We start from the raw sequence: 13,749 nt of genomic DNA on the forward strand, positions 1-13,749 counted from the left end.
AGGCCCGAAAGCTCCGCTTAACCTTAATTGCGGATTGCCCACATCTCCATATGGACTCCGGGAAAATCGCCCGCGAGATGGACGGCGATACCGCCCGACACGGCCAATTGCTTCCAAAGCGGACTGGCCGGCTCCAATTCGAAATAGACCGCGCCGGCATTGTAGGGGATCTGGCGCGGGGCAAGCGCCAGCGGGCGGACACGGATGCCCGGGAGCTGGACGTTCACGAGTTCGCGGATCTGCTCCACGGGGCCGATCTTGATCAGCGCCGGCAACGAGCGGCGGATGGTCTCGCCGGGCATCTCGGCCTTCACCACCAGCACGAAATTCGCGCCGGAAATCAGCGTGCGGTCCTGAATCGTGCCGACGCGGATGCCGTATTTGCGATCCTGAAGCGGGATCTGCACCGCGCTCTGCTCCAGCACCGCGCTCAGCGAGCGGCGCAATTCCACCATCACCGGCTCGAACGTCTCTTCCAGATTGTCGTGGCGATAGACCGCGAAATCGCGCGGGCGCTTCTGCACCGCGGTGAAGGTGGACAATTCCCCCGCCAGCTCCAGGAAGGTGGCATAGAGGCGCTCGGGATGCAGCCCGGACAGCCGCGCCAGATGGGCAAGATGCGGTTCCGCCCGGTTGATCACCTGGAGCATCAGGAAGTCGGCGATCTCGGCGACGCCGTGGCTGTCGGACCCGGTCACGCGCGGGGCCAGCGCCTCGCCGCGATGGTGCAGCATCGCCGTCAGCTCGTTGAGGAAGCCGGAAAGCGCCGGCGAGGCGGCGGCATCGAGGAAGGGCGGGATGTAATTGGCATCGAGCCGCACCTTGCGGTCCGCCCCCACTTCCGCCACCCGCGCCAGGCCGAGGCAATGGAAGCCGCTGCGGTCCTGGTTATGCAGCAGCAGCGAAAGCCGCAGCTTGGCCGTGCGGATGCGGGCGGTATTGTTGGAACCGCTGATCTCGTCCACCACCTCCATCTCTTCGGAGCCGAAGCGGGCGGCGGAATTGCGCATGGTGCCCACTTCCACATCCGCCGCGCCGCGCTGGCGCACCGGAATGCAGAGATAGACGATGGAATCCGTAAGGCTCACCGGCAGGTCGATGGGCTCGGGATGCTCATGGTCCTCGGGAATGTCGAATGGCGTGCCGTCCTCGAACACGCCCTGGCAGCGGTCAAGCGCGAACTTGCCCAGCGCCAGCAGGTCGCGATTGATGGACAGCGCCCGCAGCCCCCACGGGAACGGGCACAGGCCCTCCACCCGCGATCGAACCAAGCGCTCCAGATACCGGTCCTGCTGCTGGAAATGCTGGGCGCGCAGGAACATGCCCTCGGACCAGACGACCTTGCCATTGGTGTTCATCGCGTGTCGTCTCCGTCAAAGGGGCGGCGGTAGGGGGCCTCGGCTGGGTCGGGGGGGTCCCACGCGTCCGGTGGCAATGGCGCGTGCTGGGCCGGGCCACCCGAGAAGTCGCGGTCCGCCCGCAATTGGCCCGTGATCCGTACCGACAGGCTGACCAGGGACAGGGCGGCCCATTCCGGATCCAGCGCCGCAAGCCGCGCCACCGCTTCTTCCGCCGTGCCGGCGAGAATATCCTCGCCGCCCTGGGCATCCGCCGCCTCGGAGATGCGGGCGAGCGCCTCCACCAAGGCAAGCACGGTCGCGCGCGGCAAGGTAGGCGGCCCGCCGGTCGCCGCCGCGCTCGCACCGCCGAAGGCCGGAGCAGGATCGCCGAAAGGCGGGATCGGCGCTCCGAAGGCCGGGGCGGGCGTGCCGAAGCCGGGGCTCTGGCGCGGCGCGCCCAGCACCTCCTCCTCCCAGCTTTCGGGAATATGGGTGTTCACCGGCGTCACGGTGCCGAGCGCCTGGAGCTCGGCGGGTACGTGGTCCGGTTCGGTCGCGTTCTGCCACGGGCTGGTGGCGAACAGCGGGTCCGGCAGGTGCGCGGGCGGATCTTCCGTCCAGGGCAGAAGCGAGGTGGGCGAATAGGGCGCGAATGCCGTGCTCCCCCCGATCTGCGGCGCGTCGGCGAAGGGATCGGCGGCCGGCGGCGGAGCGGCACGCGAACCGGCGGCGCCGGGCAGGATCGCCAGGAACGGGTCGCGCTGCGCCTCGGCATCCTGGAGGCTGGCCTGAAGGGTGACGCTGGCGAGGTGCAAGAGGTCGCCGTCGTTCAGGATCACCGAATTGCCGCGCCCCAGCGGCTGCTCGGCGCTGTTGACGAACAGGCCGTTGACCGAAGTGTCGATCACCACGAACACGCCGGCCTTCAGGTCGATGGTGCAATGGTGGCGGGACATGAGCCGTGCGGGATCCTCGATGACCCAGTCGTTGTCATCCACACGGCCGATGCGGAACGGCCCCTGCGTGATGCTGCGCGTGCGCTCGTGCAGCGGCAGGTTGGCCGGATCGACGATGGTCAGGCGAAGGCTCGGTGCCATGCTCCTCATGCGCTCCTTCAGGCGGCGGGCTGTCCGCTGCCACCATTGGCGATATCCGCGCCGATCATCAATGCCGCCGCATGACGTTCACCGATGGTCTTGGCCGGACCGGGCACGCAGCACAGGAGCAAAGAGGCGCCGATCGCGCTGCCGGTCAGGGCATCGCCCGGCGGCACCACCAGCACCGATTCCGGCGGCGCGAGGCTGCCGCCCGACCAGAAGGTGCCGAGCGCGGCATAGGCCCCGGCGGTCTCGAACTTCAGCGCCTCCGCCGGACGATAGGCCGCCCGCCGGTTCGCCTCGGTGGGTTCATAAACCCAGGTTTCGGCCGCGTTCCAGGCCGCGGTTTCCTTTTCCGGCAGTTCGCCCGGCAGGAACCGCTGGCGCGCCGCGCAGGCCCACCACACCGCCTCGCGCCGCGGCAGGCCCAGTGCCAGGAACCGCAGCGCCTCGGTGGTGAGCTCGGCGTCGGCGAGCGCCTGGATGAAGCCGGCTGCAGTCAGGCCCGGCGTCAGCAGCGCCTGCGCCTCCTCACTCGGCTCAAGCTGGGCCGTGAGATGCTCCGCCAGCGCATAGCGCAGCTTGGGGAGAAAACCGAGTTTCATGTTCCCCTCCCCTAATTGATCGTGACCAGGCCGCCCTGGACCTGCACCGTGCCGCTGCCGTTCACGGACACCATCGGCCCGCTGACGGCAACCTTGGCGGTACCGGAAATCGTAACCTGTGTCGCGCTGATGGCGACGCCGCTCTGGCTGATGGTGATGGAATTGCTCCCCACCTTGAGGGTGATGGTCTGCGCCGCCTGCAAGGTGATGCTGCCGCCGTTGCACTTCAGCGTCGCATTGCCCGAGCCGAGCGTCACGGTCTGGTTGCCCTGACTGATATCAGTGGTGGAATTGCCCTGCGAGACCGTCAGCGCGTGATTGCCCTGGCTGACGGTGGTGGTGGAATTGCCCTGCGAGACGGTGAGGGTCTGGTTGCCCTTCGACACCGTCAGGTCCTCGGTGCCGGTGGTGATCGTCACCGCCCGGTTGCCCTTGGAGACCGTGACGGTCTCATTGCCTTCCGACACCGTCTCGGTGCGATTGTTGGTGATGGTGATGATCTGGTCGTGCTTGACGTTCAGCGTGTCGTCATTCTCCACGTCGCGCGTCTGGTCCTTCTGCGCGTGCATGTAGATCAGCTCGGCGCCCTTCTTGTCGTCGAAGCGCAGCTCGTTGAAGGTTGTGGCGTCGCCCCCGGTGGTGGAGCGCGTCTTCAGCCCGCTCTGGGTCTTATTGTCGGGCTGGGTATAAGGTGGCATGTTGGTGGCGTTGTAGACGCAGCCGGTGATCAGCGGCCGGTCGGGATCGCCCTCCAGGAAGCTCACCACCACTTCCATGCCGACGCGCGGCGTGAACAGGGCGCCCCAGCTGTTGCCCGCCATGCCCTGCGATACGCGGATCCAGCACGAGCTCTTCTCGTCATTGGTGCCGAGCCGGTCCCAATGGAACTGCACCCGAACGCGCCCGTACTTGTCGCAATAAATCTCCTCGCCCGAGGGGCCGACCACGGTCGCGGTATGGGGGCCGGGAATCAGCGGGCGGCGCGTCACCGGCGGCGGGCGATAGGCCACGGTCGCCGGCAGGGCCGTGAAGCTGTTGGAATAGACCACGTTCTTGGTCTGGTTGCCGATGTGGGTGGGATCTTGAGCCTGGTGGGTGACGGTTGAGAGCACATAGGGCTTGCCCTGCTCCGCGGCCACTTCATGCTTGGCCATGGTGAATTTGGAGCCGGCCTGGAAGGAGGCGTAATTCGCCTCCCCGCGCACCACCGAATAGGTCGCCTCGACCGCCTCCATGCGCACCCGCGACGTGGAGGTGCCATCGTCCTTCTTGGTATAGTCGCCGGGATAATCATAGATTTCCCAGGACTTGAACGCCGAGTTGGTGAGCACCGTGGAGGTGGTGGAGGTGAGGTCCGTGGTCGGCTGCTCGAAATTATAATCGTCCAGCGTCGTCTTGCCGGATTCGAAATGATAGGACGATTCCCAGCGCTGCACCGCCACCGTCTCGCCGCTCTGCGGCTGGGCATGCTGCACGCTCTTGTCGGCGCAATCGGTGTATCCGGCGGTGCTGTCGCTGAGGATCAGCGTGTGCTTTCCGTTGGTGTGCTGGAAATAATAATAGATCCCCTCTTCCGCGAACAGGCGGGTGAGGAATTCGAAGTCGGTCTCGCGATATTGCACGCAATAATCGCGCGAGGGATGCGAGCCGGTGAGGCCCTGCTTCTGGTAATCCGTGATGCCGCCGTCCGAGAACAGCGTATCGGCGATCTGCGTGACGCTCTGGTTCTGGAAGATGCGGCAGTCGGCGGTGCGGGTGAGCAGCCAGAATTTCGGCGCCAGCACCGCCTCGTAGCGGCGCATGCCGTCGACCGTCTTGTCGGCCGCCATGAAGGAAATCACGATTCCGTTGATATAGCGCGGGTCGGCGCCGGGCCGCGCGATGGCCACCGTGATCGGCTTGCCCAACAGGCTATCCGGGGTGATCGCGTTATTGGTCGACACCATGGAGAGGGTGAAGCGGAACAATTGCGACAGCCCCTCCGTCCCCGAAAACGCCGTGGCGATGAGCACATCGCCGCCAAGCGGGGTGGTGAGGGTCAGCAGGCGATCGGTCTGCACCGGCGCTTCGGTACTCATAGGTCAGGTCCCGTGGCGCGCGAGGCCCGATTGGCGTCCCGCGGCGCAGTTTGAGCGCAGCGCAGTGTAGCGCGATGCCAGAACCGGCAAAGCCGGAATGCGATGGCGCGCGCCCCGCATCCCGGCTGGCAACGAAGCGGCCGGCGCAGTGCGCCGACCCGGATACCTTGCAGGATCAGGAGGTCTTGGTGGTCGACATGTCGTACGACACGGTGACCGGGGTGCCGGCCTTGTTGGTGTCGTCATAGGGGGTGAACTTGAACTCGAGCTTGGTGAAGCTGATCGAGATCGACTCGGTCGGGCGGTCGCCGCCGGAGGACACCGAATAAGACGAGATCAGCGCATTGGTCAGCGTGTAGGTGCAATAGGTCACGCCGGGGCTGCCGGTGGTGGTCAGGTCGATCTTGACCGTCTTGCCGGTGTTGCCGGTGCAGGCTTCCGTGAACAGCTTGGGCGAGGAGGAGTCGAACATCTTGACGATCGACACTTCGCTCACGGACGGCTCGGAGGCTTCACGATTGTTGGTGGAGCCCGAAACAGTGGCGATGCCGCGGCCGACGCCCCAGGACATCGACAGCACGTCGATCCACTTGGTGTGGTCCTGCTGCGTGGCTTCACCCGGGATGCCGTCGTAATTCACATAGATGGCCATTGCTGCCCTCCTGCTGTTTCAACTGGTTGGGAAAAATTGAACTCCAGCCCTTCTAGATGAGGCTGAAGGTCGAATCATTTGACCGCTGTGTTGGAAATCGTCTTGCAGACCTGATTGAGGGCAAGCTTTGTTTCCTTCCAACTGCAGAAGCCCAACGAAATCTTGCCGACGTCCAATGAGAAGGCCACCACGGTGCAGAATGCAATGACCATCGCGCGCTCGGTGTTGCTCGGGCTCACCGACCAGCGCAGTCGGCCAGTCGCGGCCAGCGTCGCCTTCTTCGCCTTCGTCACCACGCCGAAGGTGCCGGTATAACGCTCGATGAATCCGGCGTCCTCCAGCATCTGGATGTAGCGGTTGTCGATGGACGTGGCGTCGGTGGTGGGGGTGATCGCGCGCGAGAACCGCGTGAGCTTGCTGGTTTCCTTCAGTTTCGCATCCCGCAGCGTCTGGTTGATGATGAGGTTGGCGCCGATATAGACCTTCCACATCTCGACCATGTCTTTGTCGTTCATGATCCCTTCGTTGCCCTTGTTCATGGCGGTCGAAATGTCCGACACGAGGGCATCCTTCAGGGCACTGAAATATTCCTTCGAGGCCGCCTTCACCTGGTCGAGCTTCTCGATGGAGATGTCGGAGCGGGTGAAGGTGTCGCCGAGAAAGTTCCTCTTGCTGAGCGCGGTGCTGGCTTTCTGATAGGTGGCGTAACTCGTCGCCATCAACGCATCGTCCTGATTGCCTGCCTGCTGCCAGAAGGTGTGAACCGCCGTCAGCGTATTCTTCTTCGACGTCAGCTGGGCCAGCGCCTGCTGGGTCGAGGCGATCTGGCCTTCCTTGTTGCGCAGATCGAGGTTCAGCTGGCTGATCGCATCCTCGAGCGGGCCGCGGTCAATGCCCTGCGCATTGGCGAGATCACCCGTATTCCTCTGGATGCTCGTTTCAATCACGCCCTTCTCACCCGTCAGGCGCTGGAGATTGGTGGTGTGCGTGACCATCTGGGTGCCCTTGTCCCAGCGCTTGGCGTAGAAATAGCCAAGGATGAGCAAGGCGATCTTCTGCTGGTCGGAGAGCGGGCGATCGATCCGGTCGGTGGAGCTCTTGAAGGATTCCCGCAAGCCGGCCGAAATCACCTGGCTGATCAGCTTGTAGAACGCGATGAACATTTCCTGGGTCTTGGTCCGGAAATCGCCCAGGGACTTCTTCTCATCCAGGTAGAATTTGGTCCGGTCGGCGGTCGGCCGCAGCACATCCGGCAGCTTGAGATTGATCTTGTTGAGGCTGTTGATCTCGACCGCGACCGACTGGTTCTGCGACTGGACCTGACCCATCATGACGTTGGTGAAGGCCCGCCCGCTGGTGGAATCGGGGTTCTTCAGAACCGCTTCCTCGTTGCGCTTCACCAGCATGCCGATGCCCGTGGCCACGAGGCTGGCGATGCCCTTCTGAGCGGCCAACTGGCCAATGGTGCTTTCCTTGTCGAAGGCGCCGAACGCGCTGGAGACGCCGCTGCTGATCGCCTTGCCGGCGTTGCCGGAGGCATCGGCGCGGTTCTGGGCGGAATTGACGTCGGAGCTCCCGGAGATGGCCGTCTTCTGGTCGGCCTTCTGCTGGGCGTTGCCGGTGTTGAACAGAAGCGAGGGATCGTTGACCGCACCCTGGATGCCAGCATTGATGCCGAACCCGATGGCGCTGCCGAGGCCCTGCGAGAGCGGCACCAGGAACGGGCCTGCCACCGGCACGAAGGCGAGGCCGGCGGTGATCGACGTATCCATAACGGCCAGCAACACGCCCATCATGCCCGCCGGCGGCGGCTTCACGCCGGCCAGGACGGCGCTCAGGTTCGCGTCGAAGCGCTGGGTCTGGTACACGAGCGCGCCCATGGCCGTGGTCGCGCCGGTGGTCGCCTGCGCCGGCAGTCCGTTGACCACCAGCGCAAGTTCCGCAAGCGCGTTGGCGAACTGCTGGTTCGGCACCCGCACCATATGCTCGTCGTAAAGCTCGAGCGCCTTGGCGACGGCCTTGTCCTTCATGATCTTGTCGGTCAGGGGGCCATACTGGGCGATCAGGGTGCCCGCCGGCTTCGTCATGCATGCCGCGAGCGTGTCGGCGCCACCTGCCGCGGTCACGGTCGATTCGATGAGCCTTGTGAACTCTTTGATGTCCATGACGTCCCCCTTCGAAAAACCGCGGGCGCGGCCGCAGGCTTAATGGGCCGGCCGAGTTGCATTCGCCCGGTCCCTGACAAGCGCCAGCCTCCGGGCCGGCGTACAGCGCCGACCCGGATACATCGCCGGATCAGGAGGTCTTGGTGGTCGACATGTCGTACGACACGGTGACCGGGGTGCCGGCCTTGTTGGTGTCGTCATAGGGGGTGAACTTGAACTCGAGCTTGGTGAAGCTGATCGAGATCGACTCGGTCGGGCGGTCGCCGCCGGAGGACACCGAATAAGACGAGATCAGCGCATTGGTCAGCGTGTAGGTGCAATAGGTCACGCCGGGGCTACCGGTGGTGGTCAGGTCGATCTTGACCGTCTTGCCGGTGTTGCCGGTGCAGGATTCCGTGAACAGCTTGGGCGAGGAGGAATCGAACATCTTGACGATCGACACTTCGCTCACGGACGGCTCGGAGGCTTCACGATTGTTGGTGGAGCCCGAAACGGTGGCGATGCCGCGGCCGACGCCCCAGGAGAGCGACAGCACGTCGATCCACTTGGTGTGGTCCTGCTGCGTGGCTTCACCCGGAATGCCGTCGTAATTCACATAGATGGCCATGGTGGGGTTTCCCTGTTTTCACCCATGATCGGCGCGGCTGCGGAGATCATCGAGGCTTGGCTGTAGCACCCTATATTGACAGTCGTACAACTGATTTATCCGTACTCCTGAAATTCAAAGTCAGTCCAGCGAGGCGGTGAGCAAATGGACCGCGTAATGCATCGCAGCACGATCATGCAGGCGCACATGCCAGTCTAGGTCGCGTGCGGGACCGCTCTGAACCAACGCGCCGACCCCCGCCTGACGGGCCTGTGCGGCGACCTCCGCCAGCAGCGTCTCCAGCGCCGCCGGCCCGTCCACCCACGCGTCCGGCGGGGTGACCTGGCTGCTCCAGTCGAACGGGGTCGCGATCGCCGCGCCGCCGCCGGGCCTGAGCACCCGCGCCATCTCCGCGATCAGGCGCGGCGGAGCACTCACGCAGTCGATCACGTTCAGCGCCATGGCGAGATCGAAGGTTTGCCCGCGGAACGGCAGGGCCAGCGCATCGGCGATCCAGAAATCCACCCGCTCGCCGCCGGGGAAAGACACCGCATGGCGCCGGCGCTCGAAATGCATGCCCAGGCGGCGGTGCGGATAGGACAGGACCGCCCGATCCAGGATGCCGCGGCCGATCGCCAGCAGCGGCCAGTTCAGGTCGAGGCCGAGAACGAGGCCGGGGGACGCGGCGGCAAGGTCGAACGCGGTGCGGCCCACGGCGCAGCCGATGTCGAGGACGGGACCCGTGGTCGCCGGCAGCTGCGCCAGCGCGGCGGCGAGCGTGCGCCGCACCGCGCCGGGCTGAGGGGGCGTGGGCGTGGGCGGAGCGCAATTCCCCGGCACGGCGTTTCCCGGAGGGGGGCCGAACGCGGCGGGTGTGCCGCCGTCCTCTTCCAGGTCGCCGTAATGGTCGTAGGCGTAGCTCGCCTGCTGGGTCCGGATCACGTTGAACGCGGCGTCCGGCCCGAGGGCGGCCGCCACCACCGCTTCCACCGGGTCGGGCAGTTCGTGGCGCTGGAGCAGCAGGTGGCCGTTGGCGGCGAGCCAGCCGGCGAGATCCGGGACCAGGATCGGCGCGCCATCGATGATGGGATAGGCGATACCGCAATCCACCACGGCGCAACGCAGCAGGCCGGAGCTCACGCCGGCGGCATCCTCCAGCGCGCCCGGCGCAAGCTGGAGCGGGGATTCGATGCCGCGTCGCAGGCAGGCCGGGCAGACCGGCTGGAGCGCCTCGAAATGAGCATGGCGCATGGGGTCAGCCGCCGATCATCACGGTGGGGCAGCCGGGCGGCAGGATCGTGCCGCTCGGGCTCGGGATCGGCGCGACGCAGCTGGAATGCAGCGAGGAATCGCCCACTCGCGCGGCCGGCAGGCTGCCGATCAGCACCGTGGCGGACCCCTTCATGATCATGCCAGGCCCGCCGGGCACGCAGCCGATGAGCATGCAGGGCATGGTGGTATCGGTGAGGCGGGCGGCGGGCATGTTGCCGATCAGCACCGTGGGGCAGCCCTTCATGATTGCCAGCGGCGTGGCGGGATGCGGGACGGGCGTCGGCACCAGCGCCGGCGGATGGATCGGCGCATGGCAATGCGGCGCGGTTTGCAGCACCTGATCGCCCATGCGGGCAGCGGGGGGCATCAGACATGCCTCCGCACGGCCGGCGCGGACGCCGGCCGGGAGAACAACCGACCGCGCTCAGGCGACGTCATAGGTGAACTGTCCGTCATCGCCGAGGCCGACCTGGATGCGGGTGATGGGCAGGCCCTCGGTGAGCTTTTCCAGCACCCGCGCGGACATTTCCGGCAGCAGCGTGCGCGAGAGGATGTTTTCCACATTGCGCGCGCCCGACGAGCTTTCAGTGCAGCGGGCGGCAATGGTTTCCACCAATTCGGGCGCATAGGAGAACTCGGCCTTGTAGGCCTCGCGCACGCGCTTCGCGATCCGGCCGAGCTGCAGCCCAACGATGGTGCGGATGGTGGCGTCGGTGAGCGGCAGATAGGGCACCAAAGTCACGCGGCCGAGGAAGGCCGGCTTGAAGAATTTCATCAGCTCCGGCCGCAGCGCCTCGGCGAGCACCGTCGGTTCGGGCATGGTCTCCGGGTCGGCGCACAGCTTCGCCAGCAGGTCGGAACAGGCGTTGGAAGTCATGATGATGATGGTGTTCTTGAAGTCGATGTCGCGGCCTTCGCCGTCCTTCATATTGCCCTTGTCGAACACCTGGTAGAACACGTCCTGCACGCCGGGATGGGCCTTTTCCATCTCGTCCAGCAGCACCACCGAATAGGGCTTGCGGCGCACCGCCTCGGTGAGGATGCCGCCTTCGCCATAGCCCACATAGCCGGGAGGCGAGCCCATGAGCAGGCTCACCTTATGCTCTTCCTTGAACTCGCTCATATTGATGGTGGTGAGGTTCTGTTCGCCGCCATAGAGCAGGTCCGCCAGCGTCAGCGCGGTCTCGGTCTTGCCGACGCCGGAGAGGCCGACCATCAGGAACACGCCGACCGGCTTGCGTGGGTCGGTGAGCTTGGCGCGCGAGGTGCGGATCGCCTGCGCCACCGCCTCCAGCGCGTGCGCCTGGCCGATGATGCGCTTTTCCATCGCCTCCTTTAGGGCGAGGACGGTGCGGATCTCGTTCGACTGCATGCGGCCGGCGGGGATGCCGGTCCAGCTCTGGACGATCTCGGCCACGGCCTGGCCGTCCACCACCGGGAACACCAGCGGCTGCTCGCCCTGCACCGCCTTGAGGCGCGCCACCGCGTCCTGGAGCGCGGCGCGCAGCGCGTCCTTGTCGTCGAGCACGGCGGGATCTTCGAGCTTCGCCCGCAGCGCCTCGAATTCCTCCACCAGCGCCTTTTCCTCGCCCCAGCGCTGTTCCAGCGCGGCAAGCTCGGTGGTGGCCGTGGCGCGCTCGGCCTGGAGCTCGCCGGCGCGGACGGAGTGCTCGCCGCCGGAGCGGGTCTCGCGATCCAGGATGCCCAGCTCGGTGTCGATCAGCGAGATCTTGCGCTGGCGATCCTCGATCGGGGCGGGAATGGTGCTCTGGCTCACCGCCACGCGCGAGCAGGCGGTGTCGAGCAGGGACACCGCCTTGTCGGGCAGCTGGCGGGCCGGGATATAGCGGGCGGAGAGGCGCACCGCATCGCCCACCGCCTCGTCCAGGATGCGCACCTTGTGGTACATTTCCAGGGTTGCGACGAGGCCGCGGATCATGGCCATGGCGGTGGGCTCGCTCGGCTCCTCCACCTTGACCACCTGGAAGCGGCGGGTCAGCGCGGCGTCCTTCTCGAAATATTTCTTGTATTCCGCCCAGGTGGTGGCGGCGATGGTGCGCAATTCGCCGCGCGCCAGCGCTGGCTTCAGCAGGTTCGCGGCATCGCCCTGCCCCGCCGCGCCGCCGGCACCCACCAGGGTGTGCGCCTCGTCGATGAACAGGATGATCGGGGTCGGGCTCGCCTTGGTCTCGTCGATCACCGAGCGCAGGCGATTTTCGAACTCACCCTTCATGCCGGCGCCAGCCTGGAGCAGGCCGAGATCGAGCGTGCGCAGGGTCACATCCTTGAGCGCGGGCGGCACGTCGCCCGCGGCGATGCGCAGGGCGAAGCCCTCCACCACCGCCGTCTTGCCGACGCCAGCCTCGCCGGTGAGGATCGGATTGTTCTGCCGGCGGCGCGACAGGATGTCGATGATCTGGCGGATTTCCTCGTCGCGGCCGAGGATCGGGTCGATTTTGCCGGAACGCGCCTGGGCGGTGAGGTCGATGGTGAACTGGTCGAGCGCGCCCTTGCCGCGCGGCAGGGCCATGTCGTTGCCGCCGCCATCGCTCGACTGAGCGGTGCGGGCCACGGAATTGGCCTCGCCCGTGGTCATGGTGAGGCCGGAGAGATCGCGCTTCAGTGCGTCCGGCTGGATGCGGCGGAACTGGTCGGAAATCTCATAGGTGCGGCGCGCGAGCGCGTCGTCCGCGACCATGGCCCACAGGATATGGCCCGAGCGCACGCGCGACTGGCCCTGATCGAGCGAGGCGAGCAGCCAGGCCTGCTTGGCGAGATCCACGACGTCGGGCGCAAGGCCGGGTGGGCGGGAATTGCCGGTCTTCATCTTGTCGAGGGCGCGGTTGAGATCGGCGGCAAGGCGGCCCTGCTCGACCCCGTAATGATTGAGCACGGCGATGAAATCGGCGTCGTTCTCGCCGGCCAGCTTGGCGATCCAGTGCTCGACCTCGACATTGTAGTGCGTGCGCATGAGGGCGAAGCCTGCGGCGCTTTCCAAGGTCGCGCGGCACACATCGTCCAAGCGCAGAATCAATGATTTGAGATCCACAGCCGCCATTGTCGTCCCCACGCCGCTGATCCGGCCCGCGCGCCCGCGCAGGTCGCTCGCCGAGGGGTGCAATCCCCCGCGCGGCGCGAACCTATTCACGAATGACTAGAACAATATGTCGGTTTGCGACCGCCAGCGAGCGCACCGGACGGCAAAGCCTCGGCTCCGAGGAAGCTGTGGCGCGGCAGCAAAGATGTCCCGGCGACGGGACATAAGGGTTTTCCCGTATGTCCGCACGCTTACGACCGGCAGAGGGCCCCGCGTCGACCCCCGTGGGCAGCCGAAAGCGAGGGAAATCTGCGACAATATAGCACATGTTACGTTTTGAGCCGGCTGAAAATTGCTGCACCGCAGAAAAACGCCCCGCGCGAAAGTCCCTCCTGTAACGGCAGGGCCGTGAAAACGCTTCTGTCATTTTTCGATGCTACATCTTAGCTTTCCCGCCTCGCGGCTGCTCTTGGGCCGCGCGGGAACGGCAGCGGCGGACCCCAGAATGGCGGAGCAGCACAGCGAAACCCAGGCACTCGATCAGCTGCGCACGCTGTGCGAAGCCATATCCGGCGGGCGCTACGAGGATGTGGACGTGCTGCTCGCCATGACCGGCGATTTGGCGCTGCCCGACACGGTGCGGCGCCTCGCCGAGGCGTTCGGCATGATGATCGTGCGCGTGGAAGCGCGCGAGCTGCATCTGGAAGAGACCCTCGCCGCGCTGAAGGAGGCGCAGGCGCTGCTGGAGAAGGACAACCGCAACCTCGCCGCCAGCAACGAAGCCCTCTCCGCCGAGGTGCACCGCCTGCGCATCGACATCTCCCAGCGCGACCGCGCGGTGGCCGAGATCGTCGATACCGATCAGTTCCGCGCCGTCCAGGCCATGGCCAAGCGGCTGCGAGATCGCCCCCTCTAGA

General features: G+C 66.0%; 11 protein-coding genes. 1 reads left to right on the forward strand and 10 read right to left on the reverse strand.

The window, feature by feature from the left end:
* Window positions 1–23: 23 nt before the first annotated feature.
* From tssK to tssH, 10 genes are all read right to left on the reverse strand, one after another.
* Window positions 24–1,358 (reverse strand): type VI secretion system baseplate subunit TssK, encoded by a 1,335-nt coding sequence (tssK, locus tag V5G24_RS23100; protein ID WP_394084023.1) that lies wholly within the window; start codon window positions 1,356–1,358, stop codon window positions 24–26.
* Window positions 1,355–2,437, reverse strand: a complete 1,083-nt coding sequence (locus V5G24_RS23105; RefSeq protein WP_394084025.1) for an FHA domain-containing protein — start codon at window positions 2,435–2,437, stop codon at window positions 1,355–1,357. The genes tssK and V5G24_RS23105 overlap by 4 nt, the downstream gene beginning before the upstream one ends.
* Before the next feature lie 17 nt (window positions 2,438–2,454).
* Window positions 2,455–3,042 carry a DUF6931 family protein gene (locus V5G24_RS23110; RefSeq protein WP_394084027.1) on the reverse strand — a complete coding sequence of 196 codons (588 nt, stop codon included), beginning with the start codon at window positions 3,040–3,042 and terminating at the stop codon, window positions 2,455–2,457.
* 11 nt (window positions 3,043–3,053) lie between these two features.
* Window positions 3,054–5,120, reverse strand: a complete 2,067-nt coding sequence (locus tag V5G24_RS23115) for a type VI secretion system Vgr family protein (RefSeq protein ID WP_394084029.1) — start codon at window positions 5,118–5,120, stop codon at window positions 3,054–3,056.
* Window positions 5,121–5,295: 175 nt separating this feature from the next.
* Window positions 5,296–5,772 carry an Hcp family type VI secretion system effector gene (locus V5G24_RS23120; protein ID WP_394084031.1) on the reverse strand — a complete coding sequence of 159 codons (477 nt, stop codon included), beginning with the start codon at window positions 5,770–5,772 and terminating at the stop codon, window positions 5,296–5,298.
* 74 nt (window positions 5,773–5,846) lie between these two features.
* The gene (locus tag V5G24_RS23125; protein ID WP_394084033.1) at window positions 5,847–7,937 is read right to left on the reverse strand and encodes a hypothetical protein; all 2,091 of its coding nucleotides are present in this window, start codon (window positions 7,935–7,937) and stop codon (window positions 5,847–5,849) included.
* Window positions 7,938–8,067: 130 nt separating this feature from the next.
* The gene (locus V5G24_RS23130; protein ID WP_394084035.1) at window positions 8,068–8,544 is read right to left on the reverse strand and encodes an Hcp family type VI secretion system effector; all 477 of its coding nucleotides are present in this window, start codon (window positions 8,542–8,544) and stop codon (window positions 8,068–8,070) included.
* Window positions 8,545–8,664: 120 nt separating this feature from the next.
* Window positions 8,665–9,774: a methyltransferase domain-containing protein gene (locus tag V5G24_RS23135; RefSeq protein ID WP_394084037.1), complete on the reverse strand. Its 1,110-nt coding sequence runs from the start codon at window positions 9,772–9,774 to the stop codon at window positions 8,665–8,667.
* 4 nt (window positions 9,775–9,778) lie between these two features.
* Window positions 9,779–10,162 (reverse strand): PAAR domain-containing protein, encoded by a 384-nt coding sequence (locus V5G24_RS23140; RefSeq protein ID WP_394084039.1) that lies wholly within the window; start codon window positions 10,160–10,162, stop codon window positions 9,779–9,781.
* Between the two features lie 57 nt (window positions 10,163–10,219).
* Entirely contained in the window at window positions 10,220–12,829 is a 2,610-nt protein-coding gene (gene tssH, locus V5G24_RS23145) for a type VI secretion system ATPase TssH (RefSeq protein WP_394084041.1), read from the reverse strand.
* A gap of 508 nt (window positions 12,830–13,337) precedes the next feature.
* Here tssH and V5G24_RS23150 point away from each other — a divergent pair.
* Window positions 13,338–13,748, forward strand: coding sequence for a hypothetical protein (locus V5G24_RS23150; RefSeq protein ID WP_394084043.1), 411 nt, complete (start codon window positions 13,338–13,340; stop codon window positions 13,746–13,748).
* The last annotated feature ends 1 nt before the right edge of the window (window position 13,749 follow it).

The organism is Roseixanthobacter finlandensis, from assembly GCF_043195105.2.
Classification (GTDB): domain Bacteria; phylum Pseudomonadota; class Alphaproteobacteria; order Rhizobiales; family Xanthobacteraceae; genus NCEH01.

What these genes read in the sequence shown, in the direction of transcription:
- V5G24_RS23150 (WP_394084043.1), top strand. Translation starts at nt 13,338, where the DNA reads ATGGCGGAGCAGCACAGCGAAACCCAGGCACTCGATCAGCTGCGCACG.
- V5G24_RS23110 (WP_394084027.1), bottom strand. Translation starts at nt 3,042, where the DNA reads ATGAAACTCGGTTTTCTCCCCAAGCTGCGCTATGCGCTGGCGGAGCAT.
- V5G24_RS23115 (WP_394084029.1), bottom strand. Translation starts at nt 5,120, where the DNA reads ATGAGTACCGAAGCGCCGGTGCAGACCGATCGCCTGCTGACCCTCACC.
- V5G24_RS23140 (WP_394084039.1), bottom strand. Translation starts at nt 10,162, where the DNA reads ATGCCCCCCGCTGCCCGCATGGGCGATCAGGTGCTGCAAACCGCGCCG.
- V5G24_RS23105 (WP_394084025.1), bottom strand. Translation starts at nt 2,437, where the DNA reads ATGGCACCGAGCCTTCGCCTGACCATCGTCGATCCGGCCAACCTGCCG.
- tssK (WP_394084023.1), bottom strand. Translation starts at nt 1,358, where the DNA reads ATGAACACCAATGGCAAGGTCGTCTGGTCCGAGGGCATGTTCCTGCGC.
- V5G24_RS23135 (WP_394084037.1), bottom strand. Translation starts at nt 9,774, where the DNA reads ATGCGCCATGCTCATTTCGAGGCGCTCCAGCCGGTCTGCCCGGCCTGC.
- V5G24_RS23130 (WP_394084035.1), bottom strand. Translation starts at nt 8,544, where the DNA reads ATGGCCATCTATGTGAATTACGACGGCATTCCGGGTGAAGCCACGCAG.
- V5G24_RS23120 (WP_394084031.1), bottom strand. Translation starts at nt 5,772, where the DNA reads ATGGCCATCTATGTGAATTACGACGGCATCCCGGGTGAAGCCACGCAG.
- V5G24_RS23125 (WP_394084033.1), bottom strand. Translation starts at nt 7,937, where the DNA reads ATGGACATCAAAGAGTTCACAAGGCTCATCGAATCGACCGTGACCGCG.